This window comes from Pectobacterium versatile (assembly GCF_003932035.1).
In the GTDB taxonomy this organism is placed as follows: Bacteria; Pseudomonadota; Gammaproteobacteria; order Enterobacterales; family Enterobacteriaceae; genus Pectobacterium; species Pectobacterium versatile.
In genome coordinates this window covers 1753198-1777297 of record NZ_CP034276.1, presented here as the reverse complement: position 1 = coordinate 1777297, position 24100 = coordinate 1753198, and the positions used below count along the sequence as shown (strand labels likewise).

Here is a 24100-nt window from a genome sequence, read left to right as displayed (position 1 = left end):
GAACCTCGTCGCTACGCAGGAGAACAAGCATGACACACCACACTCACGACACGATTGACCAGCCGCTGTTGCAGGTTGACGGCGTCGGATTGGAATACCGAACGCGGCGCAGTCTGGTACGCGCCACCCATGATGTGAATTTTGACGTCTTTCCCGCCGAGCGCTTTGTGCTATTAGGGCCTTCCGGCTGTGGTAAATCCAGCTTGCTCAAATCTATCGGCGGCTTTCTGTCGCCGATAGACGGTGAAATCCGCCTCGACGGCCAGCGCGTCACAAAACCGGGGCCAGATCGCATCATGGTCTTTCAGGAATTTGACCAGTTGCCACCGTGGAAAACCGTGCTGGAGAATACGCTGTTTCCGCTGGTTGCCAGCCGTCAGGCGACGCGAGCCGAAGCAGAAGAACGCGCCCGCTATTTTCTCGATAAGGTCGGGCTGGCGAAATTTGCCGATGCTTATCCGCATACGTTATCTGGTGGGATGAAGCAACGCGTCGCCATCGCACGGGCGCTAACCATGCAGCCGAAAGTGCTGTTAATGGATGAGCCGTTCGCCGCACTGGATGCGTTGACCCGCCGCAAAATGCAGGAAGAATTGCTGGCGCTGTGGGAAGAGGTGCGCTTCACGCTGCTGTTTGTCACCCACTCGATTGAGGAAGCACTGATTGTCGGCAGTCGGGTTTTGCTGCTCTCACCGCATCCGGGTCGCGTGCGGGCGGAAATCAACTGCCATCAGTTTGCGCTAAACGATCAGGGCAGCGAAGCCTTTCAGAGTACCGCGCAACGCATTCACCATCTTCTTTTTCCAACCGATGTTGACGCGCCTTCACCCGTCACATCCACGCAAGGTAAACCCTATGAGCATTCAGCCCCCCGTGCGGCCCGAGTATCAGCGTGAACTCACGCCGCTGAAAGATTTTACCCTCACCCAGCCTCTGCCGCTGACGACGCGCCTGTGGAATCAGACCTGGCTGCGCAAGCTGGTGCTGCTGGCTGGGCTGCTCATCCTATGGGAGTTCGCCGCGCGCTGGCAAAACAATGACCTGATGCTGCCGAGCTTCTTGCAAACCTTTCAGGCTTTTCGCGACGATCTCGCCAGCGGTGAACTGCCGCAGAAGATGGTGGTTTCACTCGGCACGCTGTTGAAAGGCTATGTCATTGGCAGCCTGCTGGCACTCGCCCTCAGCGCGTTGGCGGTTTCCACCCGTTTCGGACGCGATCTCTTAGGCACATTAACCTCCATGTTCAATCCGCTGCCTGCGATTGCGTTACTGCCGTTGGCGCTGCTGTGGTTTGGGCTGGGAGAAAAGAGTCTGGTATTCGTGCTCGTCCATTCCGTGATGTGGCCGATGGCCCTGAACACCTACTCCGGCTTTCTCGGCGTTTCGGAAACACTGCGCATGGCAGGCCGCAACTACGGCCTGACCGGCTTTCGCTACATTAGCGCGATTCTGATACCTGCAGCGCTGCCGTCGATTATCTCCGGCCTGAAGATCGGTTGGGCGTTTGCCTGGCGCACCCTGATTGCCGCTGAACTGGTGTTCGGCGCATCCAGCGGCAACGGCGGGTTGGGCTGGTACATTTTCCAGAACCGTAACGAGCTTTACACCGACCGCGTTTTTGCCGGGCTGGCTTCCGTTATCATCATCGGGCTGCTGGTTGAAGGGCTGGTGTTTTCCACCATCGAAAAGGTCACGGTAAAACGCTGGGGAATGCAGCGCTAGCTTGCGCGTTACCCCCATTCTGGTTATGCGAAATCTGTCCATTCATAGCCAGAATTGTTCTTTTGCGGCGTTCTGCATCGCTGCTACAACTGATTTATCTTTTCCCACAGAGATGAGAGATCGCGAACATGATTGCAATCCAAGCGCCACAAACCTATCTGAATCGTGATGGCGTCATTCGTTCTGTCGGCGAATATGCAGCGCCCTACGCCAGCACAGTATTGATTATTACCAGCCCACAGGCATGGGAAACGACGTCGGATGCCGTCGAACGCAGCCTCAGTGATTACGGCTTACGGTATCAGGTCGAATTTTTGCCGGGCGATTGCACCAAGCCAGCGATAGAAGCGCTGACCGCACAGGCACGAACATTCGGCGCAGAACTGATTTTAGGTATTGGCGGCGGACGCGTGTTGGATGTCGCCAAAGCTGTCGGCGATATTCTGGGGCAAATTCCCGTCATCGCTGTCCCCACCATTGCCGCGACCTGCGCCGCCTGGTCACCGATCAGCGTGATATACAGCGACAGCGGCGCACACAACGGGGCATTTCCGCTAACGCGCCTACCCGTGTGGGTGCTGGTAGACAGTGAGATCATCGCCCACAGCCCTTCACGCTACCTCAAAGCCGGTATCGTGGATGCACTGGCGAAATGGTACGAATTTCAACCCTATCTGCGTCACGGCGATAGCGGATTGGCATTGGCGCTAAAAGCGCAGGCCGCACGGCTGGCCGTAGAGACATTTAATACGTATGGCGAGCAGGCCATCGCAGATAATGAGCAAGGTCTGGTCACGCCAGCCCTGCGCAGCGTGATCGACGCCGTTATCGCACTAGCGGGCCTGGCGAACAGCATGAAAGATGAGGTGCCACGCATTGGTGTCGCCCATGCGATTCACAACAGTATGACGCGCCTGCCAGAACTGCATGACTGGCTGCACGGCGAGAAAGTGGGCTTTGGGCTAGCTGCACAGGCGTTTCTGGAACACGATAACGACGCCGACCGCGAAGAGCTGTTCGCTCAACTGCGCCGCTACGGTAGCCCGATCACGCTAAGTGCCCTTGGTCTGAACGAACGTCCACAGCTGGTTGAAAGTATCGCGCGGAACGTCAAAATCGCACCGAAAATTGCCGCCCGCCTGCCTTTTGCAACGGATGCCGAACGTATTGAACAGGCGCTATGGCGCACACAAACGCTAGAAACCAGCGTGATAGACAGCCACGCGGCATGACATATATCCATAAAATAAACGGGCGCCTCGATCACTCGACGCGCCCGTTCATAAGCTATTCAAACTATCTCAGGATTATCCCTGTTGGGCTGGCTGCGTGCTTATCCCTTTAAGCTCACGCTCATAGGCCAGTGCTTTCTGCTCATCAAACTGGTTTTCCCACTTGGCAATGACCAACACCGCCAGCGCATTTCCCACCACGTTCAACGCGGTGCGCGCCATGTCGAGGATACGGTCGACACCCGCAATGAACGCCAGACCTTCCAGCGGAATACCGACACTGCCCAGCGTCGCCAGCAGCACGACAAACGACACACCCGGTACGCCAGCAATGCCTTTGGACGTCAGCATCAGTGTCAACACCAGCACAATTTCCTGCCCAATCGACAGCTCGATGCCGTAGAGCTGTGCGATGAAGATCGCCGCAATACTCTGGTACAGCGTAGAGCCATCGAGGTTAAAGGAGTAACCAGTCGGCACCACGAAGCTGGTGATCGACTTCGGCGCGCCATAGGCTTCCATTTTTTCGATGATGCGCGGCAGCACGGTTTCGGAACTGGCGGTGGAGTATGCGAGGATCAGCTCATCTTTCAGGATACGGATCAAGATGGTGATACGCAGCTTACACAGACGTGCAACGATTCCGAGCACCACCAGCCCGAAGAAGAAAATCGCGGCATAAACCAGCATAACCAGCTTGGCTAACGGCCACAGCGACGCAAAACCGAAGTTGGCAACCGTGACAGAAATCAGCGCAAACACCCCAACTGGCGCGTAACGCATGATCATGTGCGTCACCTTGAACATGGTTTCCGACACGCCGCGGAAGACGTTCAGCAGCGGTTCGCGGTGATCTTTCGGCAACGAAGATAGCCCCAAACCAAACAGCACCGAGAAGAAGATAATCGGCAGCATTTCACCATGTGCCATTGCCGCAAAGATATTCGGCGGGATCAGCGACAGCACCGTCCCCACCAGACTGTGCGAACCGCTCTGCACCTGCTCGGTGGTCTTTTGATACTGCGAGATATCAACAGCGGTCAGCGTCGACATATCGATGCCGTGACCCGGCTGGAAGACATTAGCCAGCGTGATGCCAAGGATAATCGCCACTGTCGTGATGATTTCAAAATAGAGGATGGTTTTGAAGCCGATGCGTCCGAGCTTTTTAGCATCCCCTACGCCCGCAATCCCGACAATCAGCGTGGCGATCACGATCGGGACAACAATCATTTTGATCAGGCGGATAAAGATGTCGCCCGCAGGGCTGAGAATATTGCTGATGAGCCACTGGCGGCTTTCTTGCTGTTCATGCAGCACGGCACCGAGTGCAATACCCAGAACCAATGCGATAAGGATTTGCCAGGCAAGGCTGATTTTTTGTGTTTTCATCGTCATTTTCCGTTTTAAACTCCCCGCCATCATAAACATGGCGCTAGCGCGACTCCGGCGCAATGCGAACCGAAAAAATCAACGTGGAGGTGACTGACTAGTGAGAAGGATGTCTGATGAATTAACCCGCCATACTTCAAGCTGCATATGTGTTGTTCAAAACGCACACGTTTTGTCCTGCGACTCGAATTATTTAGGGTAAACTTTCTATTGTGATACCAAAACCGTTAACATAATTATTCAATAAAAATGCACAAGTATTTGTATCACTTAACAAAAATACAGACATAAGTTATTGTTATAGCAGGAATGCTACTATTGCAGCACGATCAGATCAAGCAGATTATCGGCACGATAAACCATATTTATGCTGAATCAAGTACAGTAAACGGCAGGCATCGCGGCACAAAAAATCGCGACGAAATCGAAAGGAAAAGACCTGCCCAGTCAGAAAAAATGCTGGCTGGGCATCGGGTTAGGAAACGGTTATGTCATTCAGATTTGGTAATCAATCACCGCTTCATCGTTATCCGAGAACACCTTATCTTTAATGTCATCCAGCGACAGTTCTGTATTACACAACTGAATAAATTTCCAGGCATAGTTACGCTGTAACTGCCCCTTTTTCAGTCCCAGCCAGACCGTGTTAGCTTCAAACAGGTGCTCGGCATTCAACCGTACCAGCCCTTTATCACGCACCGGATCGAATGACATATCGGCCACAATCCCGACGCCTAGCCCCAGCTCAACATAGGTTTTAATCACATCCGAATCCTGCGCACTCAACGTAATATCCGGCGACATACCTACCGCCTGGAACGCACGATCTAAACGAGAACGACCGGTAATCCCCTGGCGATAGGTAATCAACGGCTCCGCATTCAGCATCTCCAGCGTAATAACGGGTTCCTGCGTCAGCGGATGGTGCTCCGGCACAATCACCGAATGGTGCCAACGATAGTAGGAGAACGCCGCCAGCGAGGGATCGTTAATCAACTGCTCACTGGCAATACCGATATCGGCTTCACCGGAATGGAGCATCGCCACAATTTCATCCGGCGTGCCCTGATTCAGCACCAGACGCACCTGCGGATACAGCGAGCGGAAGGCTTTAATCACTGGCGGTAGGCTGTAACGTGCCTGTGTATGCGTCGTCGCGATCACCAACTGGCCGGTGTCGTTATTGGTGAAGACATTCGCCAGCCGCCGGATATTGCTGGCGTCATTCAGGATGCGCTCAGCCACCACCAGCAGTTCTTTTCCCGGCTCGGTCATACCTAACAAGCGTTTGCCGCGGCGGATGAAGATTTCAATTCCCAGCTCTTCTTCCAGCTCGCGGATGTGGCGACTCACGCCGGATTGAGAGGTAAACAGCGTATTCGCCACCTCGGTCAGGTTGTAATTGCACCGTGCTGATTCACGAATAATCTTCAGTTGCTGAAAGTTCACCTTTCACTCCCTTGTTCTTTATTACAGATAGCAATATTGATGCAAGTAATGAGAGTCAGAACAAATAAGCAAATGGAGTTGATTATATTTTTTTATACTAACGGTATGTCTGCCGCGCTACCTTACCTAACAAGGAATAGACATAAACATTAAAATCAAACAGTTATATGGAATCATTTTTGCCACATGCGCACCGTCAATCAACCATTTTGCTATGATTTATTCCTTTCTGGTCTATTTATCTCCGCGCTTTTATTCTCTTTTTCGCGTATTTCTTCTCAAGCTAAATAGGACGCACGACTTCAAGCTGATGTGCTATCACTGTTATGATGGCGGTCAGAATCAGAGAAAAGGTGGCAGCATGCAGGGCGTACCGGAACACTTTACCGATGAGAGAGACTATGCCCAATTCCGGCACTTGCCGGCGCTGCCCGGCATCGAACTTTATCACGCGCACATCTGCCGTTATGCCTTTGAGCCACACACGCATGAGGCGTTTGGCATCGGCACCATTGACGACGGTGCGGAGCGATTCCGCTATCGTGGAGCCAAGCACATTGCGCCTGTCGATTCGTTAGTATTGATGAACCCTGATGAGCTACATACGGGGGAATCCGCGACGGAAGATGGCTGGCGCTATCGCATGATCTATATCCCGCCCGATGTGCTGGAGAACGTCTCCGGCGAGAAAGGTTGGTGGTTTACCGACGTCGTACGCCACGATCCCGCTACTGCACGTCAACTGGCGATGACGCTGGCCGCCATGTGGCAGACGACCGATCCCTTGGCGAGTGAAAGCCTGCTGCTGTCGCTGATTGCGCTTTTCCGGCCTCACGCGCGTATTGCACAGCGTCAGATTATTGAACCGTTCCATCGCTTTGATGTGGTGAAGGCTTACTTACGGGAAAACTTCGCCCACACGATTACCTTAAAAGAGCTAGCGGCGCTGGTTTCCCTGAGTCCATATCATTTCCTGCGCCAGTTCAAAGCCCAGTTTCATGTCACACCACACCAGATGCTGATGGCGATTCGATTGTATGAGGCCAAGCAGTTGCTGACGCACGGTATGGCGGCCGCCCATGTCGCCGTCGCCGTCGGGTTAACCGATCAGGCGCATCTGACTCGCACCTTTGCCCAGCGCTATGGCGTCACGCCCATTCGCTACCAAAAGCAGGTGTATCCGGCCCAACGCCGATGACAAACAGCAATATCCTACAATAATTCATCGCCGACTCTCCCTAGACTGGCGCGATGCACTATTGTGAAAAAACGGGTTTATTATGCTGATTGGTGTTTTATTTGCGCTTGCCGCCGGACTGATGTGGGGGCTGATTTTTGTTGGGCCAGTGCTCGTACCGGACTACTCTGCCGCCTTGCAGTCCACTGGACGCTATCTGGCTTTTGGATTGATTGCCTTACCGCTGGCGTGGCTCGATCGCCGTCGTCTGCGCCAGTTAACCCGCAGCGACTGGCTGGAAGCCACGAAGCTCACGATTATCGGTAATCTGCTGTACTACTTTCTGCTCGCCAGCGCGATTCAGCGCACGGGCGCACCGATCTCGACGATGATTATCGGCACCCTACCCGTGGTGATTTCTGTCACCGCGAATGTGTTGTATAGCAAGCACGATGGCCGCGTAGCCTGGCGTCGGCTGCTGCCGTCGCTGCTGCTGATTGCGGCGGGGTTGGTCTGCGTCAATGTTGCAGAGCTGAAGGCAAGTACGGCCACATTCGATTTATGGCGTTATGCCAGCGGCATTTCGATGGCCTTTCTCGCCGTAGTCTGCTGGACCTGGTATCCACTACGCAACGCCCGCTGGCTGCGCGACCACAAAGGCAATACGCCGACCACCTGGGCCACGGCGCAGGGGCTGGTCACGCTACCGCTGGCGCTGTTGGGGTATATCGTGGTGTGCGGCCATCTGGCGCTAACGGATAGCACCTTTACGCAGCCGTTCGGCCCACGGCCTGAGGTCTTCATCCCGCTGATGCTGGCGATTGGGCTGTTTTGTTCGTGGATCGGTACGCTGTTCTGGAATGAAGCCAGCCAGCGTCTGCCGACGGTGCTGGTGGGGCCGTTAATTGTGTTTGAAACGCTGGCGGGGCTGGCCTATGCCTTCATCATCCGGCAATCCTGGCCGCCGCTGTTGACGCTCTGTGGCATCACCTGCCTGATTGTCGGGGTGATCTACGCCATGCGGGTGAAACCGGAACCAGTGATTGTGGAAGTCCCGATGCCGGTTTCACGAACAGAGTAAACGCACGCCTGACATGCTGTGGAAATAAGCCGGTCTTTATGTCCGGCTTGCCAGCTTCTGAAACAGTTCGGTCAGTTGTGCTTCATCCCTCGCGCCCTGATGCTGATCGATCACTTTGCCGTTCGCATCAATAATAAATGAAGTCGGCGTACCGCTGACCTGATAGCGCTCTTTGGTAATGCCTAACTGATCGCGCACCACCGGATAGGTCACCTTATGATGCGCCAGCATTGAGGTGACATCCACGCCGTCAGGATCGGTGTTAACCGCCACCACCACCACTTTATCGCCATATTCCTGACTCAGTTTCTCCAGCGCGCCCATTTCGATCATGCAGCCACCACAGCCCGACGACCAGAAATTCAGGTACACGCTTTTCCCCTGCCAGCGTGATAGATCCACCTGCTGCCCTGACAGATCGTAGGCCGCCAGCGCCGGTGCCTGCGCGCCGACGCTAACCTGTTCTTCCTTACAGCCGCTCAGTGCCGCTGCGCCCAGCAGACACAGCGCGGTAATCGCGTTACGCCATTTCATGATGATTCACCTCTTCACCAAAATACTTGCCGTGTTGCAGGCGGATAATGCGGTCAGCAAACCGACCTAACTCAGGATTGTGCGTCACCATCACAATGGTGCGCCCCTGCCGATGCAGATCTTTCAGCAGATCCAGCACCCGCTGTTCATTCTCTTCATCCAGATTCCCCGTCGGTTCATCGGCGAAAATCACCGGAGGCTCATTCACCAGCGCACGAGCGATACACACGCGCTGTTGCTCACCGCCGGAAAGCTGGCTCGGTAAGTGATCGACGCGATGCGCCAGCCCAACCTGTTCCAGCACGCGCTGCGCCGCCGCTTCATCCACCACGCTATGGTAGTGCTGCGCCAACATTACGTTTTCTAGCGCGGTCAAAAATGGAATCAGGTGGAACTGCTGGAATACCAGCCCAATCTTATCGGCACGGAACTGGCGCCGCCCTTCTTCATCCAGCCCAGCGGCATCGACGCCGTCCAGCAATACCTGTCCTTCACTCACCGTATCCAGACAGGTGAGAATATTCATCAGCGTGGTTTTACCCGAACCGGACGCGCCCATGATGGCGACAAACTCGCCGCGCGCGATACGGATATTAATGTTCTCCAGCGCGGTCACCTGACCAAAGCGTTTATAGAGCTGGCGAGTTTCAATCACCGCCTCCGCTGCCTGCGCCCCTTCCTGCGCGTTTACCTCTACAGACATCGAGCTACTCTCCTTTCAAGACTTTGGCTGGTTCGACGTAGATCGCCCGCCGAGTGGGAACCACCGCCGCAACGGCAGCAACCAATAACGATAGCACCAGCGTGAGCGGGAACACCGGTAACCGCAGCGAGATCGTCGCGTTGAATACGGCCATCCCCAGCACCTGAGCCAGCAGATACCCCAGCAGCGAACCGCACACCACGGCCGCCAGTGCGATGATGCCGGTTTCAGCCAGCATCTGCCGGATGATGTCTCGTCCGCTCGCGCCCAGCGCCTTCTGTAGCGCAAATTCGCGGGCACGTTCACCGACAATCGCCATCAGCGTCGTGTTTACACACAGGGAAGACAGCACGAGGATCACCGCCGATACTAGCCCCATCAGCCCTTTGATTTTATTCAGCACCTGACCTTCCGACGCCGACACCTTCAGGATCGGGCGGATCTCCAACTGCGGATACTGCTGCTGAAGTTGGGCAGCGAAGCGATCGACCTGCCCCAGATCGTTGCTGACGCTCAGCAGCGCATTACTGATCGCGCCCTCTTTATCCAACCACTTTTGCGCCAGAGCCAGATTCACGATCAGCATGTTGTCCGTCGCATCGCCGGATTCTACGATGCCTTTGATCTGCAACCGCTGCTTCCCGCCGTCGCCCACCAGCGTGATGCTGTCGCCGACTTTGACGTTCAACCGCTCCGCCAGCTTCACCCCGATCATGGCATTACGGTCATCAAAGCTGACGCCAATCCAGTTACCCGTGACCTGCCAGTACGGTGCCAGCTGCCGCAGCGATTCGAACCACACGCCCATCAGCACCACTTTCTCCAGTTCCGTACGCGCCATGCCGTACAGATAAGGGCTGGACGCATTGATTAATCCGGCCGGCGCGTTGTCAATAATCGGCTGAAACGTGCTTTGTGGAATCGTATTGCCCCGCGCCGGACCGATGTAAAAATTCGCACCGAAGGTGCGCAGTTCCTGACTCATCTTGGCGTTGATATCGAAATAGACGGCGGACATCGCCGTCACAATCGCCGCTCCCACTGTCAGCGCGGCGAACACGACGCTGACGCGCTGCATACGCAGTCGCAGTGCGCGAAACACCAGCCGCCAGAACATGCTGTTCATCCAGCTATTAGCGCCCATACAGCACCTCCACCGGATACAGTTTGGCGATCCGGCGCGCCGGGAACCACGTTCCGATGATGGCAATCAGCATCGAGATCACCAACACACAGGGGATAACGATCCACGCAAAACTCAGCGGTACGCCGAACAGCATCAGGCCAATGGCTTTCGCCAGCCCCCAGCCTGCAACACAGCCCGCGATACCACCAGCCAGACCGCTCAATGCGGCTTCGAGATAAAACAGCAGCATGATCTGCCACTGGCGCGCGCCCAGCGCTTTCATCAGCCCGATCTCTTTTGCTCGTTCCATAATGGTGCTCGTCATCAGCGAGGCAATCCCCATCGCTGCCGCCACCAGCGCGGCGAAGGTCACCACTGCCAGAAGCAGTTGGATCTTGTCGATCACGACGCCTTCCGACGCGGCGACCTGCCAGATAGGACGTACCACCGAGCCAGAAATCGCTTCTTCCAACTGGTGCGCAATCGAAGAGACATACGCGGTGCAGTACCAGAGGTCATACTCTTCGGCATTTAGCGCTTCCAGATTTTCCCGCGCCCGCCGCGACAGTTCATTTTCCGGCACGGTCAGCGCTGACACGCGGATGGCCTGAATTTTACCGGCCAGCCCCAGCAGCGATTGCACCGTTGCCAGCGGCATCACCAGACGGCTTTCTTCATCACCGCCGCTGCTCAGAATGCCGCTAACTTCTACCGTTGCGTCACCTTTTGCGCCGTGCAGCGCGAGTTTATCCCCGACTTTCCAGCCCGTTTGCGCCGCCAGCTGTTTTCCTACCAGCGTTTGCGCCACATTGTCCGTCGTCACCGGCTCCTGCGGCCACTGCCCCGCCACCTGCCAGTAGGGGCTAACGGTCATTTGTCCCGAGCGATAGTCTTCTTCATCCGGCACCGCAACAGGCTGAGAAAAGAAGGTGCCCAGCACGGCAACCGGCTGACCCTTGATCTCGACATCGCCGCTCAGCAGCGGCGCAAAGCCGACAATGTTATTGCGCCAGAAGATATCTTTGATGTTCGGCAGCTCGGCCTCATCGAGGAAATCCTGCCCTTCCAGCGGATTACTGCGTTCGCCAAACAGCGCGGGTAGCGCCGCTTGCCCTGCTGGCTCAATCAAAATATTCGCGCCGTAGGACTTCAGCTCACGCGCCATTTTGTCGCCGATATCGATGGACACCGCCAGCAGCGCAGAGATCAACCCCGCCGCCAAAAACACGGTCAGCACCGCCAGCGATTTACGCCGAATATTTCTGCGCCAGGACTGACGTAACAGTCGCCACAGCATGGTTATTCCTCCTCAGCCTGCTCGCCAGCCGCCGCTTTGGCAGTGGCAAATTTCGCGGGACTTTCGCGGAAGCGGTTGTAGTTGGCCTCCGACGAGAAGAAGTACGTTTTACCGCCGTAGCGATATTTATGTTCTGCATTCACGTTGGTCAGTTTGGAGCCATCAACCGGATCGATAACGTCCATCGACACCACCGTCGAGAAGTAATTCGTGCCTGCCGCCAGTGACGCTCGTCCAATCACCAGCTCATTATCGTCGTTGCTCCACCCTTCAATCGGCACCGGATTACAGCCGCCCGCCTTCCCGATAGAAGGAATGAAAATATGCACGCCGCAGGCGACACAAATCACCTGATTGCCTTCCATCACGTAGCCCTGATCACCACACAGCAGGCAGGCGTCAAACACTACGCCAAGACGCAGGCGATCGGGATAGCGGTTAATGATGAAAAAGCGCACGGCCTTGCCGTCATCGGCAATCCACACAAAGCGATGCAGTTTGCCATCGCGCACCTGCTCAATCGGAATATGTACTTTGCCATCAGCCGCCAGCGTCACCGGCTGTGCTTCCGACAGACGAGGCGGCTGCGACGCGACCTTGTCCCAATAAAGCTGGGCCAACGCCACCACCACCAGCGCAGTGACCGTCGACAGCAGCGTGCGGCGCAGCGTGCGATAACCTGCTGTCGCTTTACGCTTTTCAATCGCCTCATGTGTGGCCAACATCTGGCGACGCGCATGCCGCAGCGGCCAAACCAGCCCGGCAGCCAACGCCGCCATGAACAATGCGCTGAGGTAATTTAATAAATACGCGCTGTTGGTAACGTGCGCCACATAGCTCAGACGCGGCTTGGTGAGCCCCAGCGCCTGTAATTTCATCAACAGCAGCAGCAGATTGCCGCTTATCGGCAACAGCAAAAGCGCGACCAGCAGCGCCAGCAGCGGCCAGCGCAGTAAACGAATACGGCGCGCAATCATGCCGCACAACGCGGCACAGAAAACCAGCCAGCCAAACGCCAGCAGCACCGCGCTGAAATTCAGCAGCAGATCGGTATTCACTACATGGGTGGTTGTCAGCGCAGTCAGATTGGGATCGTTGCCCCACTGCACCGCCGCTCCCGCCACCAACAGCGCCTGCCACAGATAGCCAAGACGCGAGTGGGAAAAACACTGACAGACCAGAAACAGGATCAAGGCAAGCGCTTGAAGCGCCGTAAACCCCAGCAGAAACGCTTGCCCGTTAGGAAAATGTACGCCAATAAACGTCCCGGCAAACAGCGCCAGCAGCGTGATCCAACCCAGCGATCTGACTGTCGGCGTGGAACGATGGCTCCAGTTCAGCCCCAGCAATAGCGCTATCGGCAGGAAGGATTGGAGGGTCGTGATAAAAAAATTCATATATACCCGTCACCTTTCAAGTTGCAGGTGCGTCGGTTGAGCGCGATGCCGGGTGGCATCAGCACGCTGGCCGGAAAATCACCGCCTCTACAGGCAACAAAAGTGTACCCGCAGAGGCGTGAACATGGCCGCGACAGAACATCGCGGACAGAAGACCTTATTCTAAGCCGACGTATTTGAAGTCAAAGCTGACATCAAACGGTTTCCACCAGCGGCCTACGCCCGTTTCACCATCGGTGTGACGGTGCATACCGGCTTTTGATGGCGGATCGATGTGGTAAGTCACTTTGTAGTTGCCCACGCCCATCATTTTGATGTTCGCGCCGTAGTGCGGGCCATCGCTGGCAACCATCGGCATGAAGGTACCTTCCTGCTTCGCACCGGTATCGGTGTTGGTCAGGGTGTACGCAATGGTCAGGAACGGCATCCACTCACCAGCACCGAAGCCATTCTTGTTACCTTCAGCAGCGTGGATATCGGCTTCCAAATGGATGTCCGCTTTCGCAGCAGGCAGGCCCATCCCACGCGGTTCCATGTCGATAGGTTGCAGATAAACAGCGGCAATTTCCATTTCGTTCATGGAAACCGGCTCACCCGCTGGATATTCTTTAAACGCCAGCGCGGCAGGTGCAGTGAAAATACCGGCAATAACGGCACCCGCAATCAGACTTTTTTGCATATTCATCAAACCCATCCTCATCTCAGTCGTCCCTCTTCGCTTAATTCGCTAAGCGATTGGGGTTGTTATGGTTATTTGCTGCTCTTATACCCTAAATAATTCGAGTTGCGTGAAGGCGGCAACTGCGCGAATCCCCAGGAACTTACTCAAGTAAGTGACTGGGGTAAGCAAGGGCAGCCAACGCACAAGCAGCTTGAAGTATGACGGGTATATTGCTTCCAGTATTACATTAACGTCGGGTGCCTTCTTTATCAGATAGCAGACGCCCTGCGCCGCATCACCCACAGGGCGACTAGCGCCGCGACCACCAGCACACCCTGTGGAATCAGCGTCTCCACATAAGGATAAATCCCCAACCAGGTGATTTCCGGCACGCCGGTCAGCAACGTTGGTTCAAACAGTTTGCCTTCGATCAGTTCCAACACGCCTTTACCCGCGAACACAAACGCCATCAGGTACATAAAGCAGCCGGTGAACATGAAGAACGGCTTCAGTGGCAGTTTGACAATGGTGTAGCGCATCACGAAGTAGGCGATCAGCAGGATCACACAGCCGATAGCAAACCCAGCCAGAATGGAGAGGTGCCCCGCCATGTTGCTGGCATCACCGACCAGCGCGTAATAGAACAACACCGTCTCCGCGCCTTCGCGATACACGGCCAGAAAGCTGGTGAGCCACAGGCCGATCATGGAGCCGCTGCTTAGCGAATGGGACAGCTTACCTTCCAGATAGGCCTTCCAGTGCCGCGCTTCCACTTTGGATAACAGCCAGTAGCTCATGAAGAACAGCATCACCACAGCGATCAGCATCGTAATGCCTTCCAGCAGCTCACGGCTGGCGCCGGAATTGGTGAACACGAGTTGGAAAATGACAGCGGTAATCACGCTACACAGCAGCGCGACGTAAACCGACTGGCGAATCAGCGGCAGCTTGTCCTGCTGATTGTTTTTTACCAGATAGGCCACGATCGCCGCCACAATCAGCAAGGCTTCCAGACCTTCACGCACAATAATCAGCAGGCTGTAGATCAACAGGCTCCAGTGGGTTTCGCCGCCGTCGCCCAGCATGGTCACGGCCTTCGCCAGTTCCTGCTGCAACGCGTCGGCCTGCCCTTGCAGCTGCTCCGCAGGCTGTTTGGCGTTCATCAGGCTCACCAGGCGGGTGAAATAGCCTTCTAGCGTTGATTTGAACGCCGCATCGCGAGAACCAATTTTGTTCTCCATGCCGGTGGCTTCAAACAGATCGAAATAGGTGTCCTGCACCGCCATGATGGCGGGTTTGACCTGCCCTTGACGGTATTGCGCGATCGCAGCGGCAATGGCCTGATTGATATCGTCGGCGACTTTCGCCCAGTTCGCATCCGGCACCGCACCGGTATCCGCGTTCGCGGCAGATGTCGCTGTCACCTGCTGGCTGTCACGCGTTGTTGGCAATCCCGGCAAGGCATCTTCGATATCCTGCAACAGCGTAGTGACCCGATAGGCGACATCGGTCAGTTGATCGGGTTGGCTAGCTAGCGTAATCAGCGCGGAGAATTGTTGATTAATGGAAGCCGCCTGCTGCGCCGAGCGATTCTGCCTGACCGACATCTCCATTTCAGAGTTTTTAAAGCCCTGATAGTGCGCCTGCTGCACGCTCTGGCTGGCCTTTTTGTAATCGCCGGCCTGATATTCCGTCACGGCTAGCGCGAGCTGGTCATCGATGATTTTGAAACTCTGCTGCCAGTACGGCGCAATGTCAGTGTTGTCATAGGCACCGTGCTGCTCCTGTGCGACCAGCTTGTGCCCTTCCGACAGCACGGGCAGAACAGCATCCAGTTCGCCCTTCAGCCAGGATATTTTTGCCTGTACCTCGGACTGCGACTTTCCTTCGCCAATCATGCGGCGAATTTCACCGAACGTAGCCTCTAGCTGATAGCTTTTTTGCGCGGAAATGTTGATGCGGATAGGGCCTTCAAGGTTTTCAAACACCTCGAAATAGGCCATCTGAACTTCGGTGCGGGCCTCATCCGGCTTTTGCTGCTCATAGAGCTGAGCCGTTTTATCCAGCCGGGTTTCGATATCTTGAATAAATGAGGCGTAATCGGTCGCGGCAACTGCCGCTGAACAGCTAAACAGCCAACACAACACGAGAAGCGTTTTTTGCCAGATAGACATAAGCGAGTAATGAAGCACAAATGATATTTATTCTTATTATCACTTTGAAGCCACCATCTGTCTTGATTTACGTCACGAAAACATGAGCAACAATCACTTTAGTATGTAACAAATAGTTTCAACCTCGATTTAATGCCAAAAAAACCGTTTTATTTATATAACCCCAGAAAAGTACGGTTTTATGATCTAAAAAACAGTAAAAATCGCCACAAAAAACAAAGCAATAATTATGCCATCATTTCAATAAACGCCATGAAAGGTTGGAGACCCTAGTCTTAAAATGGCATTTCTTTACATTAAAACAATCAGGTTTACAGAGGAAAATGCCATTTTCTCTCTGTAATCCAAGGTATTACATGCGTCACTGTTACGCGTTTCATCGCCATTTTTGGGCAACTCACCCTAGCCATTCAAGTAAACGCCGCATTTAAGGAAACCAAGCATCCAAGCGATAACCCGCGATCGACAGAACCGGGGAGATTCCTTTCCTCCCAGCTCGTCGCCAGCCTCATGAGCTATCTTACGTTCAACGTCTGTCGCGTATTTAACCCGCTGCGGATCAGAATTTTTCCCATCCCTCACTGTTGCGGCCATGTGCCGACAGTAGCGGCGTGGTGCTCTGCCCAACAGCGCGATGGACGGGGGCAGCGATCGCCTGACGGGAAAAAGACATTGTCGGATCGCAATCTGATTCCAGATCGAACACATCCACCACGGCAGACAGTTCGCTGGTTTGTTCATCCAGACGCGCAGCCGCTTCTGCCGATTGCATCACCAACGTCGCGTTCTGCTGCGTGACGCTGTCCATTTCGTGCACCGCCTGACTAATCTGCGTAATGCCACGCGTTTGCTCATCCGTTGCCGCCGCGATTTCACCAATCAGATCGTTCACATGCGAAATGGAGGCGATAATGGCCGTCATCGCCTCACCGGACTGTCGAACCTGCCCTGCGCCGGTTTCAACGCGCGAAACCGATTCCGCAATCAGCGCTTCAATCTCTTTCGCTGCCTGCGCACTGCGCTGCGCCAGTGTACGAACCTCACCGGCCACCACGGCAAATCCTCGCCCTTGCTCTCCCGCCCGCGCCGCTTCAACCGCCGCATTCAGCGCCAGAATATTGGTCTGGAACGCGATGCTGTTAATCACCGAGGTGATATCGGAAATATGCCGGGAACTGGCACTGATACCATCCATCGTCGCCATCACGTTGCTGCTGATATTCCCGCCTTTTTGCGCCATATCCGCCGCATCCTTCGCCAACTGACGCACCTGATGCACATGATCGGTAGTTTGCCGCACCGTGGAGCTAATCTCCTCCATGCTGGCAGCCGTCTGCTGTAGCGCTGCGGCCTGCTGTTCCGTGCGGCTGGACAGGTTATCGTTGCCATCCTTAATGCTGGACGTCCCGTTGTTGATTTCCGTCGTACTCTGCCGGATGACCGTCACCGTATCGCGCAAACTTTTCTGCAATTTCTTAATATCGGGAATCAACCGCCCCGCACAGTTCTTGCCGAATTCCGCCAGTTCACAGCCTAAGCGCCCCGCCGTGAGCTGTGCCAAATGAGATTTGAGCACGGAAATCGGAATAACCAGATAGTTCCTCAAATAGTATTCCGTGAAAATCAACACGATGAGGCCAATCACCATCACGGCAATTAACGAATTACGATTTTGGGTATTGTGTTCATTCACGCTTGGAATCAACGAGGAGGCGGTAATGCTGTCCGAATAGCGTTTGATGTCTTCGCCAAACGTCAGGCTAATGGGGGGATAAACAGAGCGAAAGATCTGTCGAAATCCTTCGTAATCATTGCGTTGTAGCGCCGCATTCATTGGATCGATTGCGGTAGCAATCAGGGTACTCCACGTTTTGTTTACCGCATCAACTGTGGCTGACTCGACGCCAACGTGCTCCGCTGCCTGGAATTTCTCCAGCGAATCCTTGGTATTTTTTAGCGCAACCTGTGCCATTTCCAACGTCTTTTGGGCGTTTTCTGGCTCGTTACGCTGCAAATAATCCATCGTTCTTTCCATACGAGTTACGGCCCGAAAATATTGATCGGTTCCATAGACCAGATGGGAATACGTTTTTCGCTGAGTCTCACTTTTATCAAGCAAATTCGTGACCTGATAAAGCGAGTAAAGACTGAATCCTGATGCCACTCCCCATGCCACTAGCAGGGAAGCCACTATGAGCAGCACCATTATTTTTATGCTGACATTTCTTAGAAATTCCATAATGCACTCCGCGACGTTAACAAATATTTCCCGCCCGCACGCTCTGTCGGAAAAGTATTTACTTTTTACTCATGACGGTGCCGCCCGTTGTCTCGCGCCCTTATCCCACGCGATCTAACAGACGTTCTGGAATTCCCTGATTCATGCCCCATTAGATGGGAAATTAAGCTCAAAAAATTAACGAATAGAATGCGTTATCTTCCTTGAGATGCCAATTTCCGTTGTTTTAAACAGCCGACAGGCATGGCTACCCCAGCCCAGTCGGTGGCACATAGAGTTAATATCGTCAAAAACAGTATAGGCATTAACGGATAAAGAGGATGAATCCGCGATAACCTATTTTCCAGACAAATGTCCTATGGAAAAAGGTGGCAGCACTCAACGCGTTAGGACGATTTACCATCGCGCTGAGCATGACCACGATCAGTAAATTAATTTTCTTTATCGGTGATTATCGAAGGTTAGACAACTGCATCAACACCCGCCATAGGAATGCAGTTCTTAACGATCCAAGACTCGGCTGTGGAGAATAATCATGCAGAAAGTGCTTACCGTCTGTCCGTATTGCGGGTCAGGCTGCAAAATTAACCTGCTGGTAGAGAACGGCAAAGTGGTTGGTGCGGAAGGGGCAAACGGCGTCACCAATGAAGGTGAGCTGTGCCTGAAAGGCTATTACGGCTGGGATTTTCTCAACGATACGAAACTTCTGACACCGCGTTTAAAGCAGCCGCTGATTCGACGCCAGAAAGGTGCGCCCTTTGAGGCAGTCTCCTGGGATGAAGCGATCGACTTCGCCAGTTCCCGTCTGAAAGCGATTAAAGAGAAGTACGGTGCCGAGTCGATTATGCACACTGGCTCGTCACGCGGCCCCGGTAATGAAACCAATTATGTGATGCAGAAATTTGCCCGCGCGGTCACCGGGAATAATAACGTCGACTGCTGCGCACGACTCTGCCACGGCCCTTCGGTTGCCGGGCTACAGGTTACGCTGGGCAACGGTGCAATGAGTAACTCTATCTGCGAAATCGAAAAAACCGACTGCATCCTGATTTTTGGCTACAACGCCGCAGACTCACACCCCATCGTGGCGCGTCGGATCCTGAAAGCCAAAGCACGTGGGGCAAAAATCATCGTGTGCGATCCGCGCCATATTGAAACCGCCCGCATCGCCGATCTGTGGCTGCCGTTGAAAAATGGCTCTAACATGGCATTGGTCAACGCATTCGCTAACGTGCTGATTAACGAAGGCCACTACGATAAAGCGTACGTCGCCCGCCATACCGAAGGCTTCGAGGAATTCAGCCAGACCGTCGCAAAATACACGCCGGAGTATGTCGCTGATATCACTGGCTTGTCGCCAAAATTGATTCGCGACGCGATGCGGATCTATGCCGCTGCGCCGTCCGCCACCATTCTCTGGGGTATGGGCGTGACGCAGTGGGGCCAAGGCGTTGATGTGGTCAAGGGGCTGTCCGGTTTGGCACTGCTGACTGGGAATCTGGGACGTCCGAACGTGGGCGTCGGGCCAGTGCGCGGGCAGAACAATGTGCAGGGCGCCTGCGATATGGGTGCGCTGCCCAATATGTTCCCCGGTTATCAAAATGTCACGGATAAAGCGGTGCTGGCGAAATTTGCCGATGCCTGGGGTGTGCCTGAACTCTCCGACAAAATTGGCTACTCGCTAACCGACCTCCCGCACAAAATTAAAGCAGGGAAAATTCGAGCTAATTACGTGATGGGCGAAGATCCGCTACAAACCGAGCCGGATCTGTCGATGCTGCGTGATGCATTCAACGAGCTGGACTTGCTGATCGTGCAGGACATCTTCATGACCAAGACCGCAGCGATTGCCGATGTGATTTTACCTGCAACCTCCTGGGGCGAGCACGAAGGGGTCTATACCGCTGCTGATCGGGGATTCCAGCGCTTTTATAAAGCCGTGGAACCACAGGGCGATGCCAAACCCGACTGGGAAATCATCAGCCTGATTGCAACAGCGCTCGGCTACCCGATGCACTATAACAACACGCAGGAGATCTGGGACGAGCTACGGCAGCTCTGCCCGCTGTATTACGGCGCAACCTACGAGAAAATGGCCGGACTAGGCTATGTGCCGTGGCCGTGCCCGACGGAAGACAGCCCCGGCACACCGTGGCTATATGAAAACAACCACTTCGATCGTCCCAGCGGGAAAGGCCTGCTGCTCACCGCCGAATGGCGACCACCGATGGAGCTGGTGGATGAAGATTACCCGCTGGTCTTGTGCACCGTGCGCGAAGTTGGCCATTACTCCTGCCGTTCGATGACGGGCAACTGCACCGCATTACAAACGCTGGCGGATGAACCGGGTTACGTGCAGGTTAGCCCCTATGACGCCGAGCGTTTAGGCATCCACGACCAGCAGTTGACCTGGATCTCGTCACGACGCGGCAAGGTGATCTCTCGCGTTGCCGTCAGCGAACGCATCAATAAAGGTGCCGTCTACATGACCTACCAATGGTGGATTGGAGCCTGCAATGAACTGACGCTGGATCATCTCGATCCGGTATCCAAAACGCCGGAATACAAACACTGCGCCGTGAAGCTGGAAGCCATCGACGATCAGCAGGCAGCAGAGAACTATGTACAGCAGGAATACAGCCAGTTGAAAGATCGGCTGCGCAGCACCGCAGAAAACGTCAGTTAATCTCCCTTACCTAAGCCGCCGCGAACCTAAGCCGTCAGGTAAAAGCCGTGGCGGCTTAGGAAATACAGATGGTTTAGACACCGTTTAATCGTCCTCACCGATAATGCCTTTATTCCCCACCCCATCTTGTAAAATTTCATTAATGAAAACGGATAAATTTCTGTTAATCGATAATAAACTTCTACGCACAACTTAAATTTTCACACCTCTGTTTATCTTTTAAAATTATGTTGACTATCACCGCCCTTCCCTCCGCCCAATTGTTTTTTATTCCAATTTAGCGCAATTTGCGTTTCATTTTACAATGATTTAATTTGTTTTTAACAAAAGAGCCCCCTGTAGCGGTAGTTATCAATTCGATTAAAGTAATTGCTAAACAATCGGTTAGATGAAAACCAGTGGGGATAAAAGGAATATTATTATTGCTCGTATAGAGGTCTTTTATGTTACCGATTACTGTTGCCTTATCGCTTCCTCATTATCTGTCATTTATTATTCGCATCGACCCCGGAAGCTAACTCCCGTCTTTCATTCGTATTCCCCTGAACGTCGCTGACGTCGGGAAATAACCTGATTTCATCCCTTTCGATATGCGGTTATAAAAAACTGCACGGCTTTTAGCCCCCCAAATTCGCCGGAAGAAAGGCAGTAAGTTATTCAGAATATAATAAAAAACAGGAGATTCACTGTGCTCACTATTCTCGGTTTCTCTATGGTCATCTGCTTTATGTACCTGATCATGACCAAGCGAATGTCTGCGCTTATCGCGCTGATTCTTGTCCCGACACTGTTTGCACTGGCGGCAGGTTTCTATCAGGGACTGGGCGCGATGATGCTGGACGGCATCAAAACGCTGGCTCCAACGGGCGTTATGCTGACGTTTTCTATTCTCTACTTCGGCATCATGATCGATGCAGGCCTGTTCGATCCGCTGGTTCGCTTCATTCTCCGTCTGGTTAAAGGCGATCCGCTGAAAGTGTTGGTCGGCACCGCCGTGTTAACCTTAATGGTCGCGCTGGACGGTGACAGTACAACGACCTATATGATCGCGATTGCCGCATTCCTGCCGCTCTATCAGCGGTTGGGGATGAACGTGCTCGGATTGACCTGTCTGGTGAACATCGCCAGCGGCGTGATGAACCTTTCTCCGTGGGGCGGCCCGACGGCGCGCGCCGCCGCCGCATTGCGCGTTGATGCACTGGACGTTTTCCTCCCCATGCTCCCGGCGATTATTTTAGCCAGCCTGACGCTGGTCGGCGTGGCCGTTTTTCTGGGTCTACAGGAACGCAAACGGCTAGGCATCATTGATGTCAGCAGCTTCCAGAATGCCTCGATCAATCTAGGCAACGGCAGCGACGAAGAAAGCGACGCCAACCGCCGTCCTAAAATGTTCTGGCCTAACTTTATTCTGACCACCCTGCTTCTGGTGTTTCTGGTGATTGGCCTTCTGCCCATTCAGGTGCTGTTTATGGTCGGCTTCGCTATCGCCGTCATGCTCAACTATCCCAAGCTGGAGGAGCAAAAAGCGCGGATCGGCTCACATGCCGCTAACGTGCTAGCAGTGACATCACTTATTTTCGCCGCTGGGATTTTCACCGGCATTTTATCCGGTACAGGCATGGTAGATGCCATGGCGAAGAGCCTGTTGCAGGTGATACCAGAAAGTTTCGGCCCATATCTTGCGGTGTTCACCGCGCTCATTAGCCTGCCGTTTACTTTTTTGATGTCCAACGACGCGTTCTATTTCGGAATCTTACCGGTTATCGCCCAGACGGCGGTCAATTATGGTATTACCCCAGAGGAGATCGCCCGTGCGTCGATTGTCGGCCAGCCGTTCCACCTGCTTAGCCCGCTGGTACCGTCGCTCTACCTGCTGGTCAGTCTGGCAAAAGTGGACATCGGCGATCACCAACGCTTTGCAATCAAATGGGCGATTTTTGTCAGCCTGTCGCTGCTGGTCGGTGGTATTGTCTTCGGCGCATTTCCGTTCTATCACCAGTAAAACAGGATTGCTCCAGTCAGGCCGGAGCAGGCTTTGCTGGCAGGCAAGCCTTGCTGACAAGAACATAAAGATTCCTCGTAACACCCTAACCGACATAGCAGGATAGCGATGGCTTTAACTCCCCTACAGACAAGGATTGTCAGACAGATTGTCGCCTATATTCGCCGCGAGCAGTTGCCGCCCGGCGCTCACCTGATCGAATCATCGCTGGCGCAGGTACTGAACGCCTCGCGCACGCCGGTCAAGGTCGCACTGCTGTATCTAACGGAAAAAGGCATGCTGCATTACCACCGCAATCGGGGGTTTTATCTTGACCGCCATGCCCATGAATTAGGGCATCTGGTCACCGAGTTAGCCGCCAGCAGCGAAGAGCCGCTCTACCGGAAGATTGTTGATATGCGCCTTTCCCGTCGGTTGCCGGAGCAGTTTTCAGAAGTGGATCTGATGCGAGAATGTCAGGTGTCCCGCTCCGTATTGCGTAACGTTCTGACGCGTATACAACAGGAAGGTTGGCTGGAGTTCCGCACCGGACAAGGCTGGCGAACCACGCCGATTATCGATTCCGTCACGGCCTATGAGGAAAGTTTTACTTTCCGCCTACTGGTCGAGCCGGTCAGTCTGCTGTCGCCGCAGTTTCGTATCGATCAGCACACGCTCAGCGCCTGCCGTAAGCAGCAGGAAGACATTCTCAATGGGGGTTACCTGACGCTCACGCCGCATGAAATGTTCGATGCCAATACGCACTTTCATGAAACGCTGCTTGCCTGTAGCGGCAACCGCTTCGCCCACCATAGTTTGCAACGAATCAATCAATTACGGCGTCTGGTGGAATATCGCCAAGGGAGTCCAGCCTTCAATCCCAAGCGATTGGAACAGATTGCGGAGCATCTGGCGATTCTGGATTTCCTGCAACAGGGAGAGATCGAAACAGCGGCAGAATGGATGAAAAAGCATCTGGAAAAAGCATGCCACGATAAAGTGAGCATCGATCTTTTTCGGTGAAATAACCAACAGCGAGGTCTCAAATCATCAGTAACATATGTTTAAAAAATAAAAAACACCATTTTAAACACCCTAAACGCCTAATTAGTTACAAATAGAAACACATAGAGCAATAATTAAACGTTAAATCAACAACACAAAAATGAAGACTAAAACACAAAATAAAAGTCACCATTTAAATAATTAAAAAATTAATTTTCTTACAAAATGGCATGTATATAAAGTT

18 protein-coding genes are annotated in these 24100 nt (G+C 53.8%); 8 read left to right on the top strand and 10 right to left on the bottom strand.

What is annotated here, in order from left to right; genetic code table 11:
* The first annotated feature begins 29 nt into the window (after positions 1-29).
* From EIP93_RS07975 to EIP93_RS07965, 3 genes are all read left to right on the top strand, one after another.
* Positions 30-896 (top strand): ABC transporter ATP-binding protein, encoded by an 867-nt coding sequence (locus tag EIP93_RS07975; protein ID WP_103941142.1) that lies wholly within the window; start codon positions 30-32, stop codon positions 894-896.
* Positions 856-1722 (top strand): ABC transporter permease, encoded by an 867-nt coding sequence (locus EIP93_RS07970; RefSeq protein WP_010298413.1) that lies wholly within the window; start codon positions 856-858, stop codon positions 1720-1722. The genes EIP93_RS07975 and EIP93_RS07970 overlap by 41 nt, the downstream gene beginning before the upstream one ends.
* A gap of 128 nt (positions 1723-1850) precedes the next feature.
* A complete protein-coding gene (locus tag EIP93_RS07965) occupies positions 1851-2954 on the top strand; it encodes an iron-containing alcohol dehydrogenase family protein (RefSeq protein ID WP_125232530.1) in 1104 nt (367 codons plus the stop codon).
* A gap of 75 nt (positions 2955-3029) precedes the next feature.
* Here the strand turns inward: EIP93_RS07965 and gltP are convergent, their stop codons facing one another.
* On the bottom strand, positions 3030-4346 hold the full coding sequence (gltP, locus tag EIP93_RS07960; RefSeq protein ID WP_103941138.1) for a glutamate/aspartate:proton symporter GltP: 1317 nt from the start codon (positions 4344-4346) through the stop codon (positions 3030-3032).
* Positions 4347-4841: 495 nt separating this feature from the next.
* Positions 4842-5795, bottom strand: a complete 954-nt coding sequence (gene cbl, locus EIP93_RS07955) for an HTH-type transcriptional regulator Cbl (RefSeq protein WP_010285215.1) — start codon at positions 5793-5795, stop codon at positions 4842-4844.
* Between the two features lie 361 nt (positions 5796-6156).
* On the opposite strand from cbl, the gene EIP93_RS07950 reads away from it, so the two are divergent.
* Together EIP93_RS07950 and EIP93_RS07945 are read left to right on the top strand one after the other, a co-directional pair.
* Complete coding sequence (locus EIP93_RS07950) at positions 6157-6993, top strand: AraC family transcriptional regulator (protein WP_103941136.1); 837 nt, start codon at positions 6157-6159, stop codon at positions 6991-6993.
* An 82-nt stretch (positions 6994-7075) separates the two neighbouring features.
* Entirely contained in the window at positions 7076-8053 is a 978-nt protein-coding gene (locus EIP93_RS07945; protein WP_103941134.1) for a DMT family transporter, read from the top strand.
* Between the two features lie 36 nt (positions 8054-8089).
* Here EIP93_RS07945 and EIP93_RS07940 read toward each other — a convergent pair whose 3' ends face one another.
* The 8 genes from EIP93_RS07940 to EIP93_RS07905 all read right to left on the bottom strand — a co-directional run bounded on the left by EIP93_RS07940 (position 8090) and on the right by EIP93_RS07905 (position 18184).
* The gene (locus tag EIP93_RS07940) at positions 8090-8587 is read right to left on the bottom strand and encodes a TlpA family protein disulfide reductase (RefSeq protein ID WP_103941132.1); all 498 of its coding nucleotides are present in this window, start codon (positions 8585-8587) and stop codon (positions 8090-8092) included.
* Complete coding sequence (locus EIP93_RS07935; RefSeq protein WP_103862065.1) at positions 8574-9290, bottom strand: ABC transporter ATP-binding protein; 717 nt, start codon at positions 9288-9290, stop codon at positions 8574-8576. Before EIP93_RS07935 ends, EIP93_RS07940 begins: the two co-directional genes overlap by 14 nt.
* A 4-nt stretch (positions 9291-9294) precedes the next feature.
* Positions 9295-10434: an ABC transporter permease gene (locus tag EIP93_RS07930; RefSeq protein WP_164498006.1), complete on the bottom strand. Its 1140-nt coding sequence runs from the start codon at positions 10432-10434 to the stop codon at positions 9295-9297.
* Positions 10424-11713 (bottom strand): ABC transporter permease, encoded by a 1290-nt coding sequence (locus EIP93_RS07925; RefSeq protein WP_103941130.1) that lies wholly within the window; start codon positions 11711-11713, stop codon positions 10424-10426. The genes EIP93_RS07930 and EIP93_RS07925 overlap by 11 nt, the downstream gene beginning before the upstream one ends.
* Before the next feature lie 2 nt (positions 11714-11715).
* Positions 11716-13110: a Fe-S-containing protein gene (locus EIP93_RS07920; protein WP_103862066.1), complete on the bottom strand. Its 1395-nt coding sequence runs from the start codon at positions 13108-13110 to the stop codon at positions 11716-11718.
* 157 nt (positions 13111-13267) lie between these two features.
* On the bottom strand, positions 13268-13795 hold the full coding sequence (locus EIP93_RS07915; RefSeq protein WP_010285198.1) for an iron transporter: 528 nt from the start codon (positions 13793-13795) through the stop codon (positions 13268-13270).
* A 245-nt stretch (positions 13796-14040) separates the two neighbouring features.
* The gene (locus EIP93_RS07910) at positions 14041-15945 is read right to left on the bottom strand and encodes an FTR1 family iron permease (protein WP_103972111.1); all 1905 of its coding nucleotides are present in this window, start codon (positions 15943-15945) and stop codon (positions 14041-14043) included.
* A gap of 559 nt (positions 15946-16504) precedes the next feature.
* Positions 16505-18184, bottom strand: a complete 1680-nt coding sequence (locus tag EIP93_RS07905) for a methyl-accepting chemotaxis protein (protein ID WP_103941124.1) — start codon at positions 18182-18184, stop codon at positions 16505-16507.
* Positions 18185-18719: 535 nt separating this feature from the next.
* On the opposite strand from EIP93_RS07905, the gene fdhF reads away from it, so the two are divergent.
* The 3 genes from fdhF (at position 18720) to EIP93_RS07890 (ending at position 23874) form a co-directional block, all read left to right on the top strand.
* Entirely contained in the window at positions 18720-20870 is a 2151-nt protein-coding gene (gene fdhF / locus EIP93_RS07900; protein WP_125232529.1) for a formate dehydrogenase subunit alpha, read from the top strand.
* A 688-nt stretch (positions 20871-21558) separates the two neighbouring features.
* Positions 21559-22872 carry a CitMHS family transporter gene (locus EIP93_RS07895; protein WP_103862071.1) on the top strand — a complete coding sequence of 438 codons (1314 nt, stop codon included), beginning with the start codon at positions 21559-21561 and terminating at the stop codon, positions 22870-22872.
* Between the two features lie 108 nt (positions 22873-22980).
* The gene (locus EIP93_RS07890; RefSeq protein WP_103862072.1) at positions 22981-23874 is read left to right on the top strand and encodes a GntR family transcriptional regulator; all 894 of its coding nucleotides are present in this window, start codon (positions 22981-22983) and stop codon (positions 23872-23874) included.
* The last annotated feature ends 226 nt before the right edge of the window (positions 23875-24100 follow it).

Bases quoted from the DNA above. Each gene is read 5' to 3' on its own strand.
- EIP93_RS07975 (WP_103941142.1), top strand. From the start codon at position 30: ATGACACACCACACTCACGACACGATTGACCAGCCGCTGTTGCAGGTT.
- EIP93_RS07970 (WP_010298413.1), top strand. From the start codon at position 856: ATGAGCATTCAGCCCCCCGTGCGGCCCGAGTATCAGCGTGAACTCACG.
- EIP93_RS07965 (WP_125232530.1), top strand. From the start codon at position 1,851: ATGATTGCAATCCAAGCGCCACAAACCTATCTGAATCGTGATGGCGTC.
- gltP (WP_103941138.1), bottom strand. From the start codon at position 4,346: ATGAAAACACAAAAAATCAGCCTTGCCTGGCAAATCCTTATCGCATTG.
- EIP93_RS07950 (WP_103941136.1), top strand. From the start codon at position 6,157: ATGCAGGGCGTACCGGAACACTTTACCGATGAGAGAGACTATGCCCAA.
- EIP93_RS07945 (WP_103941134.1), top strand. From the start codon at position 7,076: ATGCTGATTGGTGTTTTATTTGCGCTTGCCGCCGGACTGATGTGGGGG.
- EIP93_RS07940 (WP_103941132.1), bottom strand. From the start codon at position 8,587: ATGAAATGGCGTAACGCGATTACCGCGCTGTGTCTGCTGGGCGCAGCG.
- EIP93_RS07935 (WP_103862065.1), bottom strand. From the start codon at position 9,290: ATGTCTGTAGAGGTAAACGCGCAGGAAGGGGCGCAGGCAGCGGAGGCG.
- EIP93_RS07930 (WP_164498006.1), bottom strand. From the start codon at position 10,434: ATGGGCGCTAATAGCTGGATGAACAGCATGTTCTGGCGGCTGGTGTTT.
- EIP93_RS07925 (WP_103941130.1), bottom strand. From the start codon at position 11,713: ATGCTGTGGCGACTGTTACGTCAGTCCTGGCGCAGAAATATTCGGCGT.
- EIP93_RS07920 (WP_103862066.1), bottom strand. From the start codon at position 13,110: ATGAATTTTTTTATCACGACCCTCCAATCCTTCCTGCCGATAGCGCTA.
- EIP93_RS07915 (WP_010285198.1), bottom strand. From the start codon at position 13,795: ATGAATATGCAAAAAAGTCTGATTGCGGGTGCCGTTATTGCCGGTATT.
- EIP93_RS07910 (WP_103972111.1), bottom strand. From the start codon at position 15,945: ATGTCTATCTGGCAAAAAACGCTTCTCGTGTTGTGTTGGCTGTTTAGC.
- EIP93_RS07905 (WP_103941124.1), bottom strand. From the start codon at position 18,184: ATGGAATTTCTAAGAAATGTCAGCATAAAAATAATGGTGCTGCTCATA.
- fdhF (WP_125232529.1), top strand. From the start codon at position 18,720: ATGCAGAAAGTGCTTACCGTCTGTCCGTATTGCGGGTCAGGCTGCAAA.
- EIP93_RS07890 (WP_103862072.1), top strand. From the start codon at position 22,981: ATGGCTTTAACTCCCCTACAGACAAGGATTGTCAGACAGATTGTCGCC.